19 protein-coding genes and 1 riboswitch are annotated in these 21,397 nt (G+C 50.1%); of the genes, 12 read left to right on the forward strand and 7 right to left on the reverse strand.

From position 1 onward, the window contains the following. Positions 1 to 177: 177 nt before the first annotated feature. The 5 genes from ACZ50P_RS10990 (at position 178) to ACZ50P_RS11010 (ending at position 6,506) form a co-directional block, all read left to right on the forward strand. Positions 178 to 951 carry an acyl-[acyl-carrier-protein] thioesterase gene (locus ACZ50P_RS10990; RefSeq protein ID WP_464131117.1) on the forward strand — a complete coding sequence of 258 codons (774 nt, stop codon included), beginning with the start codon at positions 178 to 180 and terminating at the stop codon, positions 949 to 951. Next, on the forward strand, positions 948 to 1,481 hold the full coding sequence (locus tag ACZ50P_RS10995) for a DOMON-like domain-containing protein (RefSeq protein WP_464131119.1): 534 nt from the start codon (positions 948 to 950) through the stop codon (positions 1,479 to 1,481). Before ACZ50P_RS10990 ends, ACZ50P_RS10995 begins: the two co-directional genes overlap by 4 nt. Positions 1,482 to 1,579: 98 nt before the next feature. Beyond that, on the forward strand, positions 1,580 to 3,088 hold the full coding sequence (locus ACZ50P_RS11000; RefSeq protein ID WP_464120711.1) for an MmgE/PrpD family protein: 1,509 nt from the start codon (positions 1,580 to 1,582) through the stop codon (positions 3,086 to 3,088). 484 nt (positions 3,089 to 3,572) lie between these two features. Further along, positions 3,573 to 4,472: a methylisocitrate lyase gene (prpB, locus tag ACZ50P_RS11005; RefSeq protein ID WP_464120710.1), complete on the forward strand. Its 900-nt coding sequence runs from the start codon at positions 3,573 to 3,575 to the stop codon at positions 4,470 to 4,472. Positions 4,473 to 4,691: 219 nt separating this feature from the next. Continuing rightward, entirely contained in the window at positions 4,692 to 6,506 is a 1,815-nt protein-coding gene (locus ACZ50P_RS11010; RefSeq protein ID WP_464131122.1) for a methyl-accepting chemotaxis protein, read from the forward strand. Here ACZ50P_RS11010 and ACZ50P_RS11015 read toward each other — a convergent pair. Both ACZ50P_RS11015 and sugE read right to left on the reverse strand, forming a co-directional pair. After that, positions 6,503 to 8,308 (reverse strand): methyl-accepting chemotaxis protein, encoded by a 1,806-nt coding sequence (locus tag ACZ50P_RS11015; protein ID WP_464131124.1) that lies wholly within the window; start codon positions 8,306 to 8,308, stop codon positions 6,503 to 6,505. The genes ACZ50P_RS11010 and ACZ50P_RS11015 overlap by 4 nt on opposite strands. A gap of 132 nt (positions 8,309 to 8,440) precedes the next feature. After that, complete coding sequence (sugE, locus tag ACZ50P_RS11020; RefSeq protein WP_464131126.1) at positions 8,441 to 8,776, reverse strand: quaternary ammonium compound efflux SMR transporter SugE; 336 nt, start codon at positions 8,774 to 8,776, stop codon at positions 8,441 to 8,443. A gap of 23 nt (positions 8,777 to 8,799) precedes the next feature. Further along, positions 8,800 to 8,862: riboswitch (guanidine-III (ykkC-III) riboswitch) on the reverse strand. Between the two features lie 173 nt (positions 8,863 to 9,035). On the opposite strand from sugE, the gene ACZ50P_RS11025 reads away from it, so the two are divergent. The 3 genes from ACZ50P_RS11025 (at position 9,036) to ACZ50P_RS11035 (ending at position 13,141) form a co-directional block, all read left to right on the forward strand. Then, positions 9,036 to 10,055 (forward strand): lipoate--protein ligase, encoded by a 1,020-nt coding sequence (locus ACZ50P_RS11025; RefSeq protein WP_464131128.1) that lies wholly within the window; start codon positions 9,036 to 9,038, stop codon positions 10,053 to 10,055. A 210-nt stretch (positions 10,056 to 10,265) separates the two neighbouring features. Continuing rightward, positions 10,266 to 11,414: a metallophosphoesterase family protein gene (locus ACZ50P_RS11030; protein WP_464131130.1), complete on the forward strand. Its 1,149-nt coding sequence runs from the start codon at positions 10,266 to 10,268 to the stop codon at positions 11,412 to 11,414. A 77-nt stretch (positions 11,415 to 11,491) separates the two neighbouring features. Next, positions 11,492 to 13,141, forward strand: coding sequence for a hypothetical protein (locus ACZ50P_RS11035; RefSeq protein ID WP_464131132.1), 1,650 nt, complete (start codon positions 11,492 to 11,494; stop codon positions 13,139 to 13,141). Here the strand turns inward: ACZ50P_RS11035 and ACZ50P_RS11040 are convergent. Beyond that, the gene (locus ACZ50P_RS11040; RefSeq protein WP_464131134.1) at positions 13,138 to 13,506 is read right to left on the reverse strand and encodes a DUF1304 domain-containing protein; all 369 of its coding nucleotides are present in this window, start codon (positions 13,504 to 13,506) and stop codon (positions 13,138 to 13,140) included. The two genes, ACZ50P_RS11035 and ACZ50P_RS11040, sit on opposite strands and share 4 nt — an antisense overlap. A 184-nt stretch (positions 13,507 to 13,690) precedes the next feature. On the opposite strand from ACZ50P_RS11040, the gene ACZ50P_RS11045 reads away from it, so the two are divergent. After that, positions 13,691 to 14,857, forward strand: a complete 1,167-nt coding sequence (locus ACZ50P_RS11045; protein ID WP_464120702.1) for a bifunctional 2-methylcitrate synthase/citrate synthase — start codon at positions 13,691 to 13,693, stop codon at positions 14,855 to 14,857. 86 nt (positions 14,858 to 14,943) lie between these two features. Here the strand turns inward: ACZ50P_RS11045 and ACZ50P_RS11050 are convergent, their stop codons facing one another. Next, positions 14,944 to 15,429 (reverse strand): hypothetical protein, encoded by a 486-nt coding sequence (locus ACZ50P_RS11050; RefSeq protein WP_464131136.1) that lies wholly within the window; start codon positions 15,427 to 15,429, stop codon positions 14,944 to 14,946. Between the two features lie 223 nt (positions 15,430 to 15,652). Between ACZ50P_RS11050 and ACZ50P_RS11055 the strand changes: the two genes are divergently transcribed. Next, positions 15,653 to 16,732, forward strand: a complete 1,080-nt coding sequence (locus ACZ50P_RS11055; RefSeq protein WP_464131138.1) for an alkaline phosphatase D family protein — start codon at positions 15,653 to 15,655, stop codon at positions 16,730 to 16,732. A 2-nt stretch (positions 16,733 to 16,734) separates the two neighbouring features. Here ACZ50P_RS11055 and ACZ50P_RS11060 read toward each other — a convergent pair whose 3' ends face one another. The 3 genes from ACZ50P_RS11060 to ACZ50P_RS11070 form a co-directional block, all read right to left on the reverse strand. After that, complete coding sequence (locus tag ACZ50P_RS11060) at positions 16,735 to 17,310, reverse strand: alpha/beta hydrolase family protein (RefSeq protein ID WP_464131140.1); 576 nt, start codon at positions 17,308 to 17,310, stop codon at positions 16,735 to 16,737. Between the two features lie 135 nt (positions 17,311 to 17,445). Continuing rightward, positions 17,446 to 17,826, reverse strand: coding sequence for a group III truncated hemoglobin (locus ACZ50P_RS11065; RefSeq protein WP_464120698.1), 381 nt, complete (start codon positions 17,824 to 17,826; stop codon positions 17,446 to 17,448). 67 nt (positions 17,827 to 17,893) lie between these two features. Beyond that, complete coding sequence (locus tag ACZ50P_RS11070; protein ID WP_464120697.1) at positions 17,894 to 18,853, reverse strand: LysR substrate-binding domain-containing protein; 960 nt, start codon at positions 18,851 to 18,853, stop codon at positions 17,894 to 17,896. Between the two features lie 190 nt (positions 18,854 to 19,043). Between ACZ50P_RS11070 and ahpC the strand changes: the two genes are divergently transcribed. Next, a complete protein-coding gene (ahpC, locus tag ACZ50P_RS11075; RefSeq protein WP_464131142.1) occupies positions 19,044 to 19,610 on the forward strand; it encodes an alkyl hydroperoxide reductase subunit C in 567 nt (188 codons plus the stop codon). 186 nt (positions 19,611 to 19,796) lie between these two features. Then, positions 19,797 to 21,359: an alkyl hydroperoxide reductase subunit F gene (gene ahpF / locus ACZ50P_RS11080; RefSeq protein ID WP_464131143.1), complete on the forward strand. Its 1,563-nt coding sequence runs from the start codon at positions 19,797 to 19,799 to the stop codon at positions 21,357 to 21,359. The last annotated feature ends 38 nt before the right edge of the window (positions 21,360 to 21,397 follow it).

Here is a 21,397-nt window from a genome sequence, read left to right on the forward strand (position 1 = left end):
CATAACAAAGCGATTGTGACAAGCCTTTGCTTTCAAAAATATCTCATCAATATAAATACATTATAGCTTATTTGATCTAAAGTACTTCCTGTTTTTTTGCAATTTCTAATCTTTTCTGTGTTTGAGATATGAGCATTTTCTTGTTTTCTTACAGATAAGATATGAGAGGATGTGAGAATGCCAAACATTAGCAACTCCCCTTGGTCAGAAAACTTTCACATTACCAGTCTTTTGGTTAATCCCATGGGACGCTTGGGTCTTTATGGATTACTGAATCTTCTGCAGGAAACCGCTTGGATGCATGCGGAAAGTTTAGGCTTTGGCATGCAGGACATGGAAAAAGACGGCCTGTTCTGGGTGCTCACCCGTCAGACACTGCAGATGAAACAGTGGCCCCGCTTCGGTGAAAATCTTCAAGTGCAAACCTGGCTGCGCCCGCCGGAAGGCGCCTTTGTCAGCCGTGAATTCGTGGTGCTGAACCAACAAGGCCAGGAAATCGGCCTGTGTTCCACGAGTTGGCTGGCCCTGGATCGCCAGAGCAAAAAAATTCTTCCTGCACAGAATCTGCGTCCCTGGGAAAGCCTGACCCATCCACGTGCCACGGGATTGACGCCTGAGAAAATTCCAGTGCAGGGTACTTATGAAAAAATCGCCAAGTACCGCGTGCGAAATTCCGACCTGGATATCAATCAGCATGTGAACAACACCAAATACGCGCAGTGGATTCTGGATGCCGTCCCCTATGACCTGCACCGAAAACTTCAGCTGAATAGCTACTCGGTCAATTTTCTGGCTGAAACCCATTTAGGTGACGAGGTTGAAATTCACCGCAGCTGTCAAGCACCGAACCCGGAAACTTCAGACGCCGGAATCACCAGCTATCAGGGGCTGCGTGTCGGCGACAACAAAGTCCTCTTCACCGCCCTGCTGGGATGGGAGAAAAAAGCATGAAACCTTTGAAGCCTTTCAGCAAAACCGCCCTGACCGAAAGTATTTCTGTCCACGGGAATATCTCCTCACTGGCTGACAACCGCCTGCTGGTCAAATTCAAAATCTCCGGCAACCTGGCCCTGATCCTGTGGCCCAAAGCGACCCCTCAGATCCACCGGGAAGACGGCCTTTGGAAGCACACCTGTTTGGAGGCTTTTCTGGGAACGGGGACCTCTCCCCGCTCGCCTTATCTGGAAATCAACTGTGCTCCTAATGGCAACTGGAATGCTTACTCCTTTAGCAGTTACCGCGAGGGTATGCAGCCGGCAGCGGAAACCCGCGTGCGCCTTCAACACCATGAGCCGGAACAGCATGAGGCTCTGTTTGAAATCGAAATCGACAGCCAAAAGCCCTTTGACTTCACCTGCCTGGGCCTGACGGCGGTGATTGAGTTTACTGATGGCTCGCTGAGCTACTGGTCCCTGTCCCATCCGGGCTCCGATCCTGACTTTCACAACAAGGATGGCTGGACGGCGCTTTCGACGCATTGAGCGAAGCTGTCTGCTGAGCGTGGCGGTTTCTTGACCCTTACTGGAGCCCAAGATAGCTTGGGCTGTTTCATTTTTCTAAATCCAGAAAGGACTTTCTCATGAAGAAACACACCGTTCGCGTTTACCCGTCCAAAGAAAAATTGGATCGCAAAGATCAACTGGCTTGGAAGATTGCCGAAATCGCTTCTGACAATGCCCCTATCAAAGCTGACGTTGTTGACATGGTTATCAACCGTATCATCGACAACGCCTCTGTTGCGATTGCTGCTGCCAACCGTCGTCCGGTGGCTTCTGCTCGTGCCATGGCGATTGCGCATCCTCGCGCCCACGGTGCAACTGTTTTCGGTATGCCAAATGATCAGAAATTTGACTGTGAATGGGCCACTTGGGCGAACGGCACTGCTGTTCGTGAATTGGACTACCATGACACTTACCTGGCTGCTGACTATTCCCACCCTGCTGACAACATCCCTGCTATCTTGGCAGTGGCACAGCAAATGGGCAAAAACGGTAAAGACCTTCTGAAAGGTATCGTGACTGGTTACGAAGTTCACGTGGACCTGGTTAAAGCGATCTGCCTTCACAAACACAAAAAAGATCATATCGCTCACTTGTGCCCGGCAACAGCCGCAGGCATCGGAACTTTGTTGTCTTTGCCAACTGAAACCATCTATCAAGCGGTTCAACAAGCGGTTCACGTGTCCTTCACGACTCGTCAGTCCCGCAAAGGTGAAATCTCTTCTTGGAAGGCCTATGCACCTGCTCACGCTGGTAAACTGGCTGTAGAAGCTGTGGACCGCGTTATGCGTGGCGAAGGCGCTCCATCTCCGATCTACGAAGGTGAAGACTCTGTTATCGCTTACATGCTTGATGGCAAAGATGGTAAATACGAAGTTCCACTTCCAGAAGTGGGCGAAGAAAAACGCGCGATCCTTGAGACTTACACAAAAGAGCACTCTGCAGAGTATCAGTCTCAAGCCTTGATCGACTTGGCTCGCAAAATGAAGCCAATGATCAAAAACTTCGACGACATCCAGTCTATCGTGATCCACACGTCTCACCACACTCACTACGTGATTGGTACTGGCGCAAACGATCCACAAAAAATGGATCCAAATGCATCCCGCGAGACTTTGGATCACTCCATCATGTACATCTTCGCCGTGGCGTTGCAGGACGGAACTTGGCACCACGTGAACTCTTACGCTCCAGAGCGCGCTCAGCGTCCGGACACTGTGGCTTTGTGGCACAAAATCTCCACTGTTGAAGACAAACAATGGACTGCTTGGTACCACGAAACAGATCCAGACAAAAAACGCTTCGGTGGCCGCGTAGAAATCACAATGAAAGACGGTTCCAAAATCGTTGATGAGCTTGGCGTAGCTGATGCTCACCCAGCGGGCGCTCGTCCGTTCAAACGTGCGGACTACATCCGCAAGTTCGACATTCTGACTGAAGGTATCATCACCAAAGCAGAACGCGATCGTTTCATCGGCCTGGTTGAAAATCTGGAAAACCTGACTGCAGAACAAGTTCAGCAGTTGAACGTTCAGATCCCAATCGAAAAGCTTGTGAACAACAAACGCGACAACAAAGGGATCTTCTAGAACGAAGGTCCGCTTGAAGGGAGTGGGAAGCTGTCCTTTACGGGACACGGCTTCCTGCCTCGCTGGGGCCGGGCGTTCGCCCGGTTCGCGCTTCCTGCGCCCCCAGAGGTCCCTCCAAGTACAGCTTCCCACTCCCTTCAAGCTCATCGCTCTATAAGTTCAATTTGTTGACGCTTATACTTGGGCACTACTTGAAATGGACTGTGATAGGATGAACTGCTGAACCAGCGCTGCCGGACATTGAGAGATAGGCACTCTAAAAACTTTGTGTGTTTAGCTCTGAATCGAAGAAAACATAAATGGATACACGATACCCGAGAGCTGCTTGGGGATGGGGAGGGGGCTTAGCCTTAAGCTCTTCACCAAGTTCCGCAGCAGCTCATCCCGAAGGGATGGCGTCCGCGAGGACTGTTCGCAGGGGAAGGGCTTAAGGCTAAGCCCCCTCCCCGTCCCCAAGCGGGTCGTGAGGAAGGATGAGGTTTGTATGTTGTTTCCTGAAATTACTCCTGCGCAGAAACGTAAGAATTTTAGAGAGGCTTTGAAGTCTGGCAAGCTTTTGCAGATGCCGGGGTCTTGGTCTCCGTTGGTTTCCATGGCGATTGAGAAAGCGGGCTTTGATGGGGTTTATATCTCTGGGTCTGTGCTTTCCAATGATCTGGGTTATCCTGATATTGGTCTGACTTCTTTGACTGAGGTGGCTCAGCGTGGTCGTCAGATTGCCCGCACGACAAAACTTCCGACCATTATTGATATCGACACGGGTTTTGGTGAACCGATGTCGGCGACTCGCACGGTTCAGGAAATGATTGAGATGGGTCTGGCGGGTTGCCACATTGAGGATCAAATCAATCCGAAGCGCTGTGGTCACCTGGATGGTAAAGGTCTCGTGACTCGTGATGAAGCGTCCCGCAAAGTGGCGGCGGCGGCTCGTGGTAAAGCGCTGGATGAAAACTTCCTTCTGATTGCTCGTACGGATGCCCGTGCTGTTGAAGGCTTGGATAAAGCCATTGACCGTGCGAAAGCTTACATCGATGCGGGTGCGGATTGCATCTTCACAGAGGCCTTGGAAAACGAAAAAGAATTTGAAACTTTCCGCAAGGCTGTGAATGTTCCTCTTTTGGCGAATATGACTGAGTTCGGCAAGGGCCGTTTGTACACTTACGAAGAGCTTTCCAACCTTGGCTACAACATCGTGATCTATCCTGTGACGACGTTCCGTCTGGCGATGGGTGCGACCGTGGCGGGCTTGAATGAAATCAAAGCCAAAGGCACTCAGGAAGGTCTTTTGGACAAAATGCAAACTCGCAAAGAACTGTATGCACTTTCTCGTTACGACGAGTACAACTCTTTCGACACCAGCATCTTCAACTTCACGTTGAAGTAAGAGTGAAAAAGGGAGGCTTGAGCCTCCCTTTTTTTTGACCGTTCCCACTGTTTCTTTCAAACAGTGTATTTAAGAACTCCTCGCAATCTGTAATAAACTTGCCCTTTGGCTCAGAGGCGCGGACACCGTCGCCTAATTGTTGAAGACGCAAATTCCGACCAGAGTCTTATTTGTTTTTTCGCCGAGGTCAGATGCGCAAAACTCCTTTAAGATGGCTCAATGAAGAAAGAGTTCTCCTTACAGACCAAAATTGCCCTTCCTATTCTGACTATCACATTCATTGCTCTGGGACTTCTGACTTATTTTTCAGCCTCTCAAAGTTTTCAAAGCGCACGCAGCGACGCTGAATTTAAAGTCAGCAAATCTGCCGAGTCCTTCGCCAATGCCTTTAAAGCCGAGCTGTATGCAAGCCTTATGGTCGCCCAGCAGCTCGAGGCCTATCTGGAGACTCTTCGCCAACAAAAATCCAAACAGCGTTCTGAAGTCAACGCAGTCTTAAAGGCCATGCTGGAACAAGCCCCTTCCGTCTTTGGGGTGTGGGCCACTTTTGAACCCAATGCCTTCGACGGACAAGACGCTCACTATCTGGGTCAGCCCGGATATGAAAAGGTGGGCGGATTTGGTCCCTACTGGAATCGCTCGGGAGAGAACGGCACCCTGGCCTGGGAAAATGACATCAACTATGATGGCGAGTTCTATCTGGCGCCCAAGAAAAGCGGACATCGTATTTTGACGGAGCCGTACTATGACGAGGTCAATGGGCAGAATCTTCTGATGACGTCCGCCGCAGCTCCCCTTTATCAAGACGGAAAAATGCAAGGCGTGGTCGGCGTTGATCTTCTGCTGTCGCAACTGGAAAAGCAAATCGCCGCCGTAAAGCCCTATGAAACTTCGGTGGGTTATCTGATCTCAGACCAGTTCAACTATGTCACCAATCCCCAGGCGGATCTGGTGGGTAAACCTGCGGTGCTGCCTTTCGCTCAGGAAGAATTCAAGCAGGCCCTGAAAGAAGGCCGTCTGCTGCTTAAAACCGGCACGGATCCACATTCGGGCCAGGACATTCTCAACATTCTAGTGCCGGTTGCGATTCCGTACTCCAAAACTTTTTGGGGGGTGCTGATCTCCACACCCGTCAAAACAGTCCTGGCCAGCGCGTACTCCCTTCTCTGGAATCAGCTTTTGGTTTTTGTTATCTGTTTCTTGGTGATGGGGGTTGCCGTCTTTGCGATCTCTCGCCGGATCTCCCAGCGCTTTACCCGTCTGACAAAAAGTCTGGATCAAGCGGAAAACGTTGTGACGGCCGCGATCGATCAACTCAGCCGCGCTGGACAGAACCTGGCTCAGTCGGCCACCGAGTCCGCTGCTTCCATCGAAGAAACCGTGGCAAGTCTTGAAGAGTTGACTTCCATGGTGCAAATGAACGCCGGCAACGCCAAAGAGGCGGCCCGCCTGTCGGCAGACTCCAATCAAAGCGCTGAACGCGGAAACACCGAGATGAACGCTCTGGTCGGAGCGATGGAAGAGATCTCTGGCTCTTCCAAGAAGATTGCTGAAATCAACAGTGTGATTGACGACCTGGCCTTCCAAACAAATCTGCTGGCCTTGAATGCCTCAGTCGAGGCGGCTCGTGCCGGAGAGCACGGCAAGGGCTTCGCGGTGGTCGCAGAAGCCGTTCGAACCCTGGCGCAAAGATCCGCATCAGCGGCTAAAGATATCAACAGTCTGATCAATGACTCTATCGAAAAAGTTCAGCGTGGCAGCCAAAAAGCAGAAAGCTCCAACTCGAACTTAAAAGAGATCGTCGATTCAGTACGCAAAGTCAGTCACCTGAATGTTGAAATCTCTTCAGCCAGTGACGAACAATCCACCGGCATTCAGCAGATCAGCAAAGCGATGAACTCCTTGGATCAGGCTATTCAGACAAATGCCGCCTCAGCGGAAGAAATCTCTGCCACAGTTCAGGAGATCCTGAATCAGGCCCACGTCATGAAGACGGTGGTGACAGAGATGAATTCCGTCGTTCACGGCGACTAGGCGGCGCTCAACACCTTGACAGTGGCATTCATCACTTCAGATTTCTCACTGATGTTGGCGGCCGCTGTCACAATTTCACCGGCTTCAGAGGCGTTCTTCTGGATCACCTGATCCAGTTGATTAATGGACACGTTGATTTGTTCAATTCCCGTGGACTGCTGCTGGCTAGCGTCCGCAATTTCCTGATTCAACGCCGCGACTTTTTCAATGCTGGCGGACATCTGCTTCAGAACTTCACCATTTTCCCGCACCATGACGGTGCCCTGCTTGACCTGCGCCACGGATGCGGAGATCAAGTGATTAATATCTTTTGCAGCCGAAGCCGACCGCTGCGCCAGTGATCGCACAGCCTCTGCCACCACCGCAAACCCCTTGCCGTGCTCTCCGGCACGAGCCGCCTCGACCGAGGCATTCAAGGCCAGCAGGTTGGTTTGAAATGCGATGTCATCGATGATGTTGATGATCTCTTCGATTTTTTGTGACGACGACTCAATCGCCGTCATGGTTTGGACAAGCTCCAGAATTTTTGCCTCTCCGGTCTTGGCCAGCTTCGCGGATTCACCGGAAAGCAAGGCCGCATTTTGTGCATGGCCGGTGTTCAAACGCACCATTGAGGTGATCTCCTCCAGTGAAGCCACTGTTTCCTCGATGGAGGCCGCTGCCCGGGTCGAGGCTTCCGCCAGTAGACTCCCGGTCGTATTTAAGTGCTCAAGATCCTCGGAAATACCATGAGAAGACTCGGTCAGCCCCGAAGACAGGGTGGAAATTTTCCGCTCGGATCTTTTCGCCCCCAGATACACCACGGACATCAGCAAAAGAAGACCCAGCAAAGAAAAACCCAGCTGCTTCCATAAGGACGAGTAGGCGGCCGCCAGGATCGTTTTTTCTGGCGTGCGAATCACCAGCGTCCAGCTTTGCTCAAGATTATAGATGGGCACCGGCACCACCAAAACCACTTCTTTGCCGCGGGGACTGTCGACTTCCAAACTGCCAGGCTCATGACGTTGGATCAAAGACTGAAGATCCGCATCGGCCTGATACGTCTGCATCACTTCCGCCTGTGCGGGACCTGCCACCACCATCATCTTATCCGAAAGCAAAAACGATTGAGAGTCGGCAAAGGGACGGACTTCTGTCACCAATTTTTTGATATTATCCAGACTGATATCAATACCCACAAGTCCCTTGGCTTCGCCCTGCTGCACGATAGTGTAGACAGCCGAGGTCATGACCAGCTCTTTGCCGTTGACGGTGTCCTTGTAGGGTTCCACCAGCATACTTTGCTTTCTTTGAATCGGCTGGAAGTACCAATCCCCCAGATCCGGCGTTTCTTCATTCAGCAACGTCTTGTAGACGATCTTGTCACCCTGACGCACCCACCACGGATACACCCGTCCGGTCTTTTCATGCATCGGTGAGTTCATGTACTGGGCATCTTTGCCATCGTAGGCATCAGGCTCCCAAGCAGACCAGGTTGCCAGATACTGAGGATCGCTGCTTAAAACCTCACGCAAGGTCATATAGGCCTTGTTGCGATCCTGAAGATGATTCTGCACATCCATGGCCAAACTGCGCCCCACAACCTCGGCCTGCGCAAAAGATTTGTCCAAATAGGTTTTGATCTGCTGAGAGTACTTCCGCCCCATCTCCAAAGTCAGAGTGTGCGCACTTTCTTTTGCATCCTTGAACGAATCCTGAACGGACAGTGCTGCAATACCTCCCAAAACCAAAGTTCCAACCACGGCAATGGGCAGGGTCAATTGTTGAGTGAATGAAAGTCTTCTGAATCCGCGAAACAACATGCTACAACTCCAGGTCTGTCTGAACCCTGAAAGATTCGGAACAAACCCGAGAGAGACAAAGAGGACCTATGTCCAGATCCTCTCTGAACGCTCTCTGAAGTTTGCGACTCCTCCCCCGATAAGGTGAGTTTTTTAGTACCCACCGGCTGTGAGTTTCAGTCCAATGATGGATATCAACAAAAGACCTAGGAAGAACAGACGAGCTGGCGTGGCCGCCTCATTGAACAACATGATTCCCAGAACCGCAGCGCCAAGAGCACCGATACCAACCCACACCCCATACGCAGTCCCGATAGGAAGAACCGTCGCCGCACGAGACAGTAAAAACATACTGCCTGCCAAAGCAAGCAAAGTTAAAAGACTGGGTGTAAGCTTTGTGAAACCTTCGGTGTATTTAAGGCCGATGGCCCAACCGACTTCAAGAAGACCTGCGATTGCCAAAATAATCCATGCTACTGTGTTAGACATACCAACACTCCTTTCGTTAGAAAAAAGCGTCGTCTTGTCCTGACCGGGTACGTCGCACATCGTCCGGGCACATCAGTTGCGAAAACTGAAATACGGTAATATTTAATCGCAAAACACGGAAAAAGTAAAGACGCCGTTTAAGTCTTTCCCTCTAAATTGCCTTACTAAGTCCAGAGATCGCGCCAATTCCCCCACTGGACAAGCCCGATACCCTATACTCTTTCTTGACCCGTCGTCGACGGCAGACTAGGTTGGGCCCATGCAAAAACTTAAAGTATTTCTCTCTGACAGTTTGAATCCGCATTTGAATCTGGCAACAGAAGAATGGATCTTTCACAACCTGGATCCTTCCCAGCAGATCCTGTTTTTGTGGCGCAATGAAGAAACCGTTGTCATCGGGCGCAATCAAAATCCCTGGTCCGAATGCAACCTGGCGAAAATGAAAGAGGACAAGGTTCATCTGGCTCGCCGCACGACCGGCGGCGGAGCCGTTTTCCATGACCTGGGTAATACCAACTTCACTTTCCTTTCACCGAAAGAATCCTATAAGCGCGAAAACAATGTGCAGGTTATTTTCAACGCGCTTAAAAAGTTTGGCATTGAGGGGGAAGCCTCCGGTCGCAATGACCTGCTGATCCCGTTCCACGATGGACCGCGCAAATTCAGCGGCAGCGCTTATCGAGAAAAAAAGGACCGCGCCTTCCACCACGGCACTTTGCTGATGCATACGGATTTGGCGCGATTGGGGAACTATCTGACTCCGAACCCCAAGAAGCTTCAAGCCAAAGGCAAAGAATCCGTCCGGGCCCGCGTGGCGAATCTGAATGAGGTTTCAGCCTCTATCAACCACGACAATCTTGTCGGTCCGATGATCGAGGCCTTTGAAAGCTTCTATGGCGCCAAGGCTGAGATTGAGTCTTTGACCATGCAAAGTTTGCAGCAGATTCCTGAATTGAAAAGTCAGTACGACCAGTTGAGTTCGTGGGAGTGGCTGTACGGCAACACCCTGGAATTCAGCCATAAGATGGACGACTATCTGTCATTGGGCTTCTTTGATGTGCACTTCAAAGTGGAAGACGGACAGATCAAGGATTTGAAGTTCTATACGGATTGCCTGTATCCGGCCGTGATTGAAGAGATCACCGAGGCTTTGCGCAACAAACCGTACAAAGGCGAAACTGTGCACGCCGAGATGTCTGCCATCATCAAGGCCCATCCAGATCTTCAAACAGGCTTAAGTGAACTGCGCGACTGGATCTGCAAAAACATCGAAATCTAAGCCGCTAAACAAACAGATCCTGGCGGAGAGACTGTCAGGATCTTGCCCTTGATCGGGTTTATTACAACCTCTCTGATTCCATTTTTTATTTCACAGAAACTGTCTAAAGCTCCTGCAGAAAATGGGACTTAGACCTGAGTCCATTTTACATACACACTATCCACATTAATTCGACTTAATGTTTTCGACCTTTGTTACGATACAAACTGTATGAAAACAAAAGCCACCGCCTCCATCCAATTCCTTGCGGCCTTTTTTCTCGTTTCTGGCTTAGCCGCATGTATGCCCCAAAACTCTGATGTTCTCAGCACGGTTCCACCCGGCTCTGATTCAGATTCTGAAAGTTCGTTCACTGATCCGGGCAGCAAGGATCCCTCCTCGCCGACTCCCCCAACCACGCCCCCCGAACAAGGCGGCACTATCGAGGACAGCGCAAGGTCTTTAAAGATCCATGCCTTTGCGGATATGAACATCGACACCAGTGGCACCTATGCCAGCAGCACTATTTCAATTGTAAAATCCATGATCGCACGCCAGCCGGCGGCCATTTTGGGTGTGGGTGATTATATCGACGGCGAAAAAAAGACCTTGTCCGACAGCACCTACGTGAATATGTGGAACTCGTTTTCAAAAAAGGTTCTATCCCTGATGCGAACCGCGGGTCTGCCGTTTTTGCCGACACCGGGAAATCATGATGCCTACTACAGCCAGGAACGAAAAATCTATGACAGCTTCTGGAGCGAAAACAAACCCAACGTGGAATATGTCGATGATGACAACTTTCCCTTTTATTATTCCTTCATCAAAGAGGATGTCTTCTTTGTCTCTTTGGATGATGCGAACTACTCAAAACTTTCCAACCGCACGGCTCAGTTGAACTGGCTCAAGGCCCAACTATCTTCGGCCCGTGCCCAAGGAGCTCGCGCTCGCGTGGTCTATGGACACATCCCACTTTATTCGATCGTCAGCAGCAAGGCCAACAGCTCTACGGTTTATGAAAACGGCGTCCTGACTCAAGAACGCCGCACAGCGGGATCATTTACTCTGGAGTCCATTCTTTTAAGCAATAAAGTGGATCTGGTGATCTTCGGACATTCTCACGGATTTTATTCCGGGCATTACACCTATCCTGATGGAAAAAAACTTCAAGTGGTGTCCATGCCGTGTGCCGGAAGCGCTCCCCGATACCTCGTCGGAACAAACATTAGAACTCCGCAAGGTTACGTCGAACTTGTTTTCTCTGAGACGAATCAGCTTTCCATTCGTTACTACAACTCCTCAGGGACACTGCAAAGTCTAAGTTCGCTTCCCGCCTCTCTGACTTTGGATGCCAAAAATGGAGTGAGGTACGTTCGCTGAAAAACCTTGCAATAAAATAACTTGGTTTTCGACATACCGGGAAATAGTCTCCGTCCCCATTATACGGAGACTATCCCATGTTTGCCTCACTCATGTCCCTTGTTCTTTTCAGTTCCAATGCCCACGGCTATCTGGACCCGCAATTTGATAAACATGCAATCAGAACTTATAATATCGAGGTGCCCGGCAAAGCCCTGCGCGAAAAATGTTATCTACTGCAAAGATTCCCCGGCTTGGAAAACAAAATCAATAAAGACGAAGACAGCCTGTGCGCAATGAATCTTTATGCCTCGTATGGCGATCATCCCAAACTGAAGACCTTCTACAGCTGTCCGAAAGTGAACAGCACCTCCGTGGCGGTGGAATACTATGAAGTCCCTGCCAGAATGACGGAGGCCCAGTTCCAGAAATCCATCTGCCCTCTTTCGCGCTCTGAAAAAAAGAAAATGAAAGCCCGTCTGGGATATCCGGACAAAGAGGCGAAATTCAAGTTTGCGGCTCCCGGAGTTTCCGTAGGAAGTATTCTGGGATACTCTCGTCTGACTCAGCTGTTTAAGTCTGTGGAGGTTCCGGCCAGTGTTCTGCGCACGGTGGATCTGGACACGGTGTTAAATCACGCATTGGCCGGACGTTATCTGGGACTGCAAATGGGTAACACATATCTGAATCAATACTGGTACGATCAGATCGGCCATCTGGTTCGCGCCAAGCACGGCAATGTGTCCCAATTGCCGGATGTCTATACCAAACCGCCCCACGGCCTGGGCATTGTACCGGCTTCGTTCTATAAAGATGGCAAGCGCCGTGGCCTATCGACCAACGGCACTGCCTACTGGTCAACTCGCATCCTGACTGAAGACAAGCGTCAGGTCTTTGGCGTGCTAGCGGAAAATCCGGGCAACGAAGAATTATATGCCGAAGCTTTTGGCCTGAAACAGGACAAAACCCGCATTGATCAGTTCCGCAATAGCAGCGTTTTCTGGCCTCTGCTGAAGGACCCGCGACCGATTTCGCAAATCCTAGGCAGCACCGAGCTGGCCAAAGCCGGTCAGAAAATGCTGGGCATGCAGGAGACATCTGACATGCTGGTGATGGACTTCCTGCTGGACCAGGCTGACCGTATCGGCAATATCCACTACAAGCGTCGCCACTTCTTTAAAACAGCACAGGGAAAAGTGGATGATATTTCCGACAAAAAATACCGCGAACTTCTAGCCAAAGCGCCCCCCCAGCTGACGCCGGCTGAAGCTGAAATGTTGAGCGCGATCAAAGAAACCGGAGTTTCCTTGAAAGTGATGCTTTTGAAAGACAACGATGGCGGTTTTGATATGAACACGGCAAAGAAATATCACCTGATTGCCGACACCAAGAAGGCCTCTGCCACCTATGACAGCTGGAAAGGAAATCCCGATCTGTACCTGAATGCCACCATGGTGGTGCGACATTTCAGCCCGATGGTTTATAAGGGCGTCATCCAGTTGCACAATCAGGTCTTCGGCAATCCAGAATCCCAAGTCGCCATGGAGACCTTCTTCCGCAACTCTTTGCAGTTCACCGCCGCGGAATACACGATATTCAAGAACAACCTGTTAAGTCTGTACCGGGCGCTTTATGACAACTGCAAAAAAGGAAATCTGCATCTGGATTTGGATCTGAAGAACTATTTTTCAGCAAATCCACAGCCGATCCTGACGACGACTCCAGGTGTGTGTGAAGGGCAGTTTTAAGTTAGAAACGGGATCAGGGCGATCACTGCCGGAACAATTTGTACCAGGGCCGCCCGCCACAAGCGCCGTGACGACAGAATCAATACCAGTCCCGCCGCGATAATAGAGACCAGACCATAGATCACCAGTGTGGTGCCCGCGGCGCGAGTGACCTCCCCTGTTCGCAAATGCAGACCGAGCAAAATCGCCACAGCCAGGAACAGATTGTAGAACCCTTGATTGAAGGCCATCAGTTTCGTGGTGGCCGCTTCGGCTTCCGTGACACCGAAAGTCTTATTGGTTCTTTTGCGCCCCCAAAGCAGGCTTTCCAGAGCAAAAATGTACACATGAACAAGGGCCGGAACGAGAGCGAATGATAATTCCATCGTTAAAGTGTGCTCAAACCTAGGGGGATCCGTCAATCCCGCCGCTGCGCAAAGCAGAGTCCGTGCACCAACTCTTGACCGCCTTCTGGGGCCGCGCTAGCTTTGGTCGTTAATCATTAGCAATATAACGCACCGATTCCTGAATGTATTAGGAACCGCCTGCGCGGATTTCGCCGGAGGAAAAATGGCTGAGTATATCAATCCAGATTATGTTCCAGAACCAGAGAAAATGAACGTTAAGAAAGGTCTTGATGGCGTTGTGATGGATACGTCTTCCGTATCCAAAGTAAACCCTCACACCAACTCTTTGATCTACCGTGGTTACCCGGTTCAGGATCTGGCAGAAAACTGCTCTTTCGAAGAAGTGGCTTTCTTGATGTATAATGGTGAGCTGCCAAACGCTGCTCAGCTTGCGGATTTCACCAAGAAAGAACGCAGCTACCGTGAAATCTCCACCACTTTGTTGAACGTGATCAAGGCGCTTCCACAAAAGTGTCACCCAATGGATTCCATCCGCACAGCTGTGTCCTTCTTGGGTGCTGAAGACGCTCGTATCTGGGATTCAACGCCTGCGACAAACATGGACAAAGCCATGATGTTGCTTGCGAAGATCCCAACGATGGTGGCAGCGGACTACCGCTTCAAAAAAGGTTTGGATTTCATCCCACCTAAGTCTGATCTTTCCATCGCTGAAAACTTCTTCCACATGTGCTTCGGTAAAGTTCCACAAAAAGAAGTTGTTAAGGCATTCGACGTTTCTTTGATCCTTTACGCTGAGCACAGCTTCAACGCGTCCACGTTCACTGCGCGTGTTGTAACTTCCACACAGTCTGACATCTACTCTGCAACTGTTGCAGGCATTGGCGCGCTGAAAGGACCTTTGCACGGTGGTGCGAACGAAATGGTTATGCACATGATGAAAGAAATCGCTGACCCTGCAAAAGCAGAACAGTGGATGCTGGATGCATTGGCACAGAAGAAAAAAGTCATGGGCTTCGGTCACCGCGTTTACCGCTCCGGCGACTCTCGCGTTCCAACCATGAAGAAGTATGCGCAAATCATGGCTGACGTGACTGGCGAACAAAAGTGGATGCAGATGTATGCAGCCCTTGAAAAAGTCATGGTTGAGAAGAAAAAAATCTATCCTAACCTGGACTTCCCAGCAGGTCCTGCTTACTACATGATGGGCTTTGAGATCGACTTCTTCACTCCGATCTTTGTGATGGCTCGTACGACGGGCTGGTCTGCTCACATTATGGAACAAGCTGCTGACAACCGCATCATCCGTCCTCTTTCTGAGTACGTGGGTGCAGAACAGCGCAAAGTGACTCCATTGAGCGAGCGCAAATAGTTTTTAACCAAAAGTTAAAACGAAAAAAGGGAGCCTCTTGGCTCCCTTTTTTTTACGCACAGCTTCTGCAAAAGTAAGCAGGTACCTTAGTTGAAGGCAATCATTTTAGCGTCAAATTGCAGACGCTCCTGATTGTATTCCGCCAGAATTTTTTCCGCCCGAGCGGCCAGCTCTCTATCCTGAGCCGATGCGTACTCCAAAACTGTGCGCGTGGTATTCACCGCCAGTACGTAATCGCTCTTACGCATCAGATTTTGGAAATCAAACTCGTAAAGTTTTTTGAATTTGTTGCCGGACGAACGACGCATCTTCATCAGATTGGTCACAGAGCTTAAGTGCCCCAGAACACGCTGCGAGTACTCGACTTTGACAAGATCAAGGTCAATGCCCTTTTTCCAGCGCTCCAAGCGCCCCATCGAGGCCACTTCCAGATAGCGCACGATTTGCTGATCCAACGCCTCTGCCGAGGTGTTGGCGCGCTTCAGTCCTAAACGCACCGCTTGCTGTCGTTTTTCCTGCGCCATTCTTTGAACAGATGCGCCCTTTGTCGGCTGTCTCAGTCTGAGATTCATTCGCTCAAGTGAAGCTAATGAAAGCTCAGCTGTAAAAACAGTCAGGGTCACAAAGAAAGCCGTCAGTATTCTGCCTAAGAGGATCGTTTTACTTGTCATGCCAAAGAATCAATACAAGCTCTGTGCCGTGGATTATTTTGAGACAAAAGGGTTGCCAAAACAGACCCGGATGCATGAAATAAAAACCCGGTTTCCAATTTCCAACCTCCATCAGGGAGACTTCATGACAAGACTTGTGTTGTTGCTGGTATTGCTGGTCACGGCCTGCGCACAAAATCCAAAAAATCGCGACACTGGTGTCACCCAGATGGCCCCGGTGGCAACGACCTATGTTTCCGCTCTGCCCTCCCGGGGGATTGATTATTCTGCGACCCTGCGCCGTATTGCCTTTAGTTCCTGCGCCAATCAGGACGAACCTCAGCCGCTTTGGAAAACCATCAGCGCCACTGAGCCTGATCTGTTTCTTTTTGCCGGCGACAATGTTTACGCCAGCAGCCCGTACCAACAGCCCATCGCCGAACAGTACCGCAAACTGGATTTGATCCCGGAATACCGCGCCATGCGCGAAAAGGTGCCCTTCATGGCGACCTGGGATGACCACGACTTTGGAATGCGCGACGGTGGAAATGAATGGACGGGCAAGGATGCCGCTCGCAAGGACTTTGTGAACTATTGGACTTACACCCGTAACAGCATGCCCCTTGAGCAGCGCGGAGTATACCACAGCAAAATCATCGGCCCCAAAAAGCACCTGGTTCAGGTCATTATGCTCGACACCCGCTACTATCGTAGTCCCCTGAAGGAAAAAGCGGGCTTTGAAGGAAAGGCCATGCACTATGAACCCAGCCTTGATGGCACTGTGCTGGGCGAAAACCAGTGGGCGTGGCTGGAAGCCCAGCTCAAGCGTCCTGCACAAGTCCGCCTGATCGTCAGCAGTATTCAGGTCATCGCGGAAGATCCGCCGTTTGAAAAATGGAGCAACTTCCCCAAAGAACGTCAGCGCCTTTTTGATTTAATCAAAAAAACCAAGGCGAAAAATGTCGTCATTCTCAGTGGGGATCGCCACATGGCCTCTATTTCCAAACTGGAACTTCCCGGCTATGGGCCTTTGTACGACATCACAGGTAGCTCCATCAATCGCGCTAACAACTATCGGGATTCCGACCGACACTACATCGGCCCCGTGTATAACAAAGAAAACTTTGGCTTGGCCGAAATCGACTGGAAGCGCCAGTCAATGAAAGTGGACATTCGCAATATGCAAAATGAGGTTGTGAATACGGTCACAATAAAGTTGAAGTAAATTTATTCATCCGTTAGATGCCAGTTCACAGAACCATGCTCTTCACGCGAACTGCCAAAGAGCGTGCGGGCCCAAAGAACAATTTCTTCGACGGCCGTTTCCAGGTGAGCTTCATCCACGACAATGCTGGGAATATCCAGTCGAGCAATTCGATTGCGACTGTCATCTGTGGGACTTTCAACGAAGACCAGACCCTTTAATATATCAGTCCGGCGACTGGCCTCGGCCAGAAACTCAGCACCCACGCTGACACCCACACCGAAAATTCGGTTCTTATCAACCTCGCCATAATCTTCCAAAAAGTGCAAAGCTGCCAGGATATCCTGCAGCCGCTTAAAGGGCGATTCCCAGGGCTGCGGAGCCGTTTCGTCATCTCCGAAATAGTTATGATCCATGACCAGGGTGACAAACCCCTGATGACTGACTTGCCGAGCCAGATAATCCACCACCTGAGCTGTGGCTCCGGTCATGGCCCCCTCAAAAAGGCAGGCGGCCAGAACATCCTCATTGGATTCAGGAAGATAAAGAGTTCCCTCAAGAAGACGTCCCTGCGATGCAAAGTTGACTGTGAGTTTCATAAAGAACCTCCGCGGCTTTTTCCATTTAAGCACTCTCCGCAGAGCTTCTCTAAGCGTCCTGCGCAGCTGTGCAACAATACAAGGTTCTCAAAAGCCCCTCTGCATTCCGGCACACGCTCAACGTCTGGTAAGAAGTTAATCCAAACTGATCAGATTCAAATTGATCATAAAATTCCTGGCAATGCGATAAGCCCGGTGTTTGGCTTCATCTGCCTTCAGCCCCACAAAATATTCATCCACCGTCGCCACAAACAAACGCAGCCACTGTTCGAAATGTCCGGGCTGTAAATTCAATTTCATGTGCGGAGGAAAGGGTCGGCCCCGATAGGAGTCCTCCCCCAAAAGAAGATCGGCCCAGAAATTATACAGCTTGGGCAGATGTTCATCCCAGTCCACTTGCGCCACATCCGTAAAGATCGGCCCGATATACCCATCAGCCCGCACCTTGGCGTAAAAGCTGTCCACTAAAATTCGGATGTCATCACGAGACTCAAGGGGTTTGCGTTTTATTTCCATGCTGGACCTTTCTTTTACCCATAAGGTTACCACAAAATTCCCGGCCGCCCGACCGCTCACTTAAAAATCAAGATATCGGTAAAACATCCAGATCTTTAGAGCGAATACGACGCAGTTCTTCCGGAATCGACTTCAAAATCGCCTCACCCAGGGCTTCGATCAATTCGCTCTTGTAGTGTTCGCGACGGTACACCAACCCTATTTCACGAGCCGGAATGGGGCGCTCAAACTGCACAATCTGACTGCGATCCCCGACTTGTTCTGTTGCCAGATAAGGCAGCAACGTGTAGCCGCCGTACAGATCCACCAGATTCTTCAGGGTCTCCAGACTGCCGCTTTCAAACTTGTAGCGTCTTCCTGCGCCTTTATTCTTTTTGACCGAACACAAGTCCAAAACCTGATTGCGCAGACAGTGGCCCTCTTCCAGCAGCCAGATGTCCTCCATGCTCAGACTTTGATATTTGATTTTCTTCTGGTGGGCATATTCATGATCTTTTTCACACAGCACATAGAACGGTTCATAGTACAGCGGATATTCGAACATCTTGGCCACCTGAGTGGGGGTCGCCAAAATTCCCACGTCGATTTCATCATCATCCAGAGCTTTTAAAATCTGCTCCGTTTGCAGTTCCTTGATATTCAGTTCGACCTCTGGGAAAAGCTCTTCGCACATCGGCAAAAGTCGAGGCAGCAGATAGGGTGCGACCGTAGGTATGACACCAATAGACAAAGAACCTTGCTTAGCCCCTTTGGTTTCCTGCTGAATAATACTGCCGATTTTCTTGGCCTCAAACAGAACTGTCTGCATTTGAGAAATCAGTTTCTTACCCATTTGAGTCAAAAGGATCGGCTTTTTGGAGCGATCGAAGATCACAATCCCCAGATCCTCCTCCAGCTTCTGTATTTGCATGCTGAGCGTAGGTTGAGTCACAAAGCAGGCCTGAGCCGCCTTGGCAAAATGTCCGTACTTATGGACAGCCATGACGTATTCAAGCTGCGTCAGAGAAAAGTTCACTTTTGGGCCCATACAGCCTCCTGGAAGGCATTATGCCGCAATAGACAAAATCTATCAATAGATACTTATAATCGATTTCATTAAAAGAGGTTGATCCCTTATTCTCAAAGACGAAAGATGTCTGCTAGCAATTAACAATGCTGGTGGACCTATAACTTGGCCATCGGCCCGAATACAAACCACTTTTATTCAAGGAGAATAAATGCAAACTCTGATCAACACGCAAGTGCCAGAATTTAAAGTTCAAGCTTATCACAACAACGACTTTAAGACTGTGACTCACAACGATCTTAAAGGTAAATGGTCTATCTTCTTCTTCTACCCTGCGGACTTCACATTTGTTTGCCCGACTGAGTTGGGTGACATGGCTGACAAATACGCTGACTTCCAAAAATTGGGCGTGGAAGTTTACGGTGTTTCCACAGACACTCACTTCACTCACAAAGCTTGGCATGATGCTTCTGACACAATCAAAAAGATCAAGTACCCAATGCTTGCGGACCCTACCTTCCAATTGACTCGCGCTTTCGGCGTGCACATTGAAGAAGAAGGTCTTGCTTACCGCGGTACTTTCCTGGTGAACCCTGCTGGTAAAATCGTACTTGCAGAAGTTCAGGACAACGGTATCGGCCGTAACGCTGATGAGTTGTTCCGTAAAGTTCAAGCGGCTCAATACATCGCTGCAAACCCAGGCGAAGTATGCCCAGCTAAATGGACTCCAGGCAAATCCACATTGAAACCAGGCTTGGACCTAGTAGGTAAAATCTAAGATTTTACCCAGAAGCGAGTCCCCGCGAAAGCGGGGACAAGCCCACCCCGAACCGCAAAACAGAAATTAGCTGAAAGCATCAAATGCAAGGCGGGAGAAGGAAGGCGTACTCCTAGTACGCCGACACCGACCAACGCAGTCAGTTGGTGCTTTCAGGTAATTTCCCCCGTTAGAATGGAGGCCCCAATGTTAGATCAAGGTCTTAAAGAACAGCTTCAGTCCGTCTTCGCTGCTCTGGAAAACACTGTCGAACTGGTTTACGCAGACAGCTCTCACGACGACAACAAAGAACTTGTTGAAATGCTCCAGGATGTTGCGAGCACTTCAGATAAGATTGTCGTGCGCAAAGGTGACACAACCTCCCCGGCCCCACTGTTCCATATCGAGTACAAAGGAAAACCGACTGGAATTTCATTTAAAGGGATTCCAGGTGGTCATGAATTCACCACTTTGATTTTGGCCATTCTCAATACCGACGGTAAAGGCAAACCGCTGGACAGCGTGATTGCCGCGCGAGCGAAACGCCTGAAGAAGAACATCACGATTCAGTCCTACATTTCTTTGACGTGTGAAAACTGTCCGGACGTGGTTCAGGCCATCAATCAGATTGTGCTGGCCCACGGAAGCATCAAGCACGAAATCATTGATGGTGGTTACGTTCAGGATGACATCCAAAAGCTGGGCATCCAAGGCGTGCCAAGTTTGGTGGCCAACTCCAAAATGTTCCACTCAGGCCGCATTCAATTATTGGACTTGATGACCAAGCTCGAAGCCACTTTCGGTGTGGATGAAAGCGCCGCTCCGGCAGAGCCCGTGAATGCCAACCTGGGCCACTTTGATGTTTTGGTTGTCGGCGGCGGTCCTGCGGGGGCTTCTGCAGCGATCTACACGGTTCGCAAAGGTTTGAGCACTGCGATGATCACGGAAAAAATCGGCGGTCAGGTTCAGGAAACAAAAGGCATTGAAAATCTGATCTCTGTGACTTACACGGAGGGGCCGCAACTGGCCGCCCAACTGAATCAACACATTGCCAGCTACCCTATTAAGGTTTTTGAAAACCGTCGTGTGAAGAAAATTCTGACCGAGGGCAAAACAAAAACGATCGAGCTGGAAAGTGGCGAACACATGACCGCAGATTCTGTCATCATCACCACCGGCGCCAAATGGCGTGAACTGGGTGTCGAAGGCGAAAAAGAATATCTGGGCCGCGGTGTGGCCTACTGCCCTCACTGTGACGGTCCTTTTTATAAGGATAAAAAAGTCGCGGTTATCGGCGGCGGCAACTCGGGCGTTGAGGCGGCGATTGACTTGGCGGGTATCGCTCGTGAAGTCGTGGTCTTTGAATACAATGAACAACTGAAAGCCGATAAGATTCTAGTGGACAAACTAAAGTCCCTGCCCAACGCTTCGATCATCACCAATGCCAAGACTGAAAAAGTCATTGGCGACGGTCAAAAAGTTCAGCAGATCCAGTACCTGGATCGTGGCTTGAATAAAACTGAAAAAATGGATCTCGATGGTATCTTTGTACAGATCGGTCTGGTTCCCAACAGTCAGTTCCTGAAAGACACAGTGGAGCTGACGAAGTTTGGTGAAATCATCGTCGATGAAAAAGGTCGCACCTCAGCCAAGGGCATCTACGCTGCTGGTGACGTGACAACGACGCCCTACAAGCAGATCGTCATTGCCATGGGTGAAGGAGCCAAAGCCGCTCTGGCAGCCTTTGAAGACCGCATGTATCACTCTTGATACAAAAGGGCCCCTCCGGGCCCTTTTTTTCTATTCTG

Source organism: Bdellovibrio sp. CKG001, assembly GCF_055397465.1.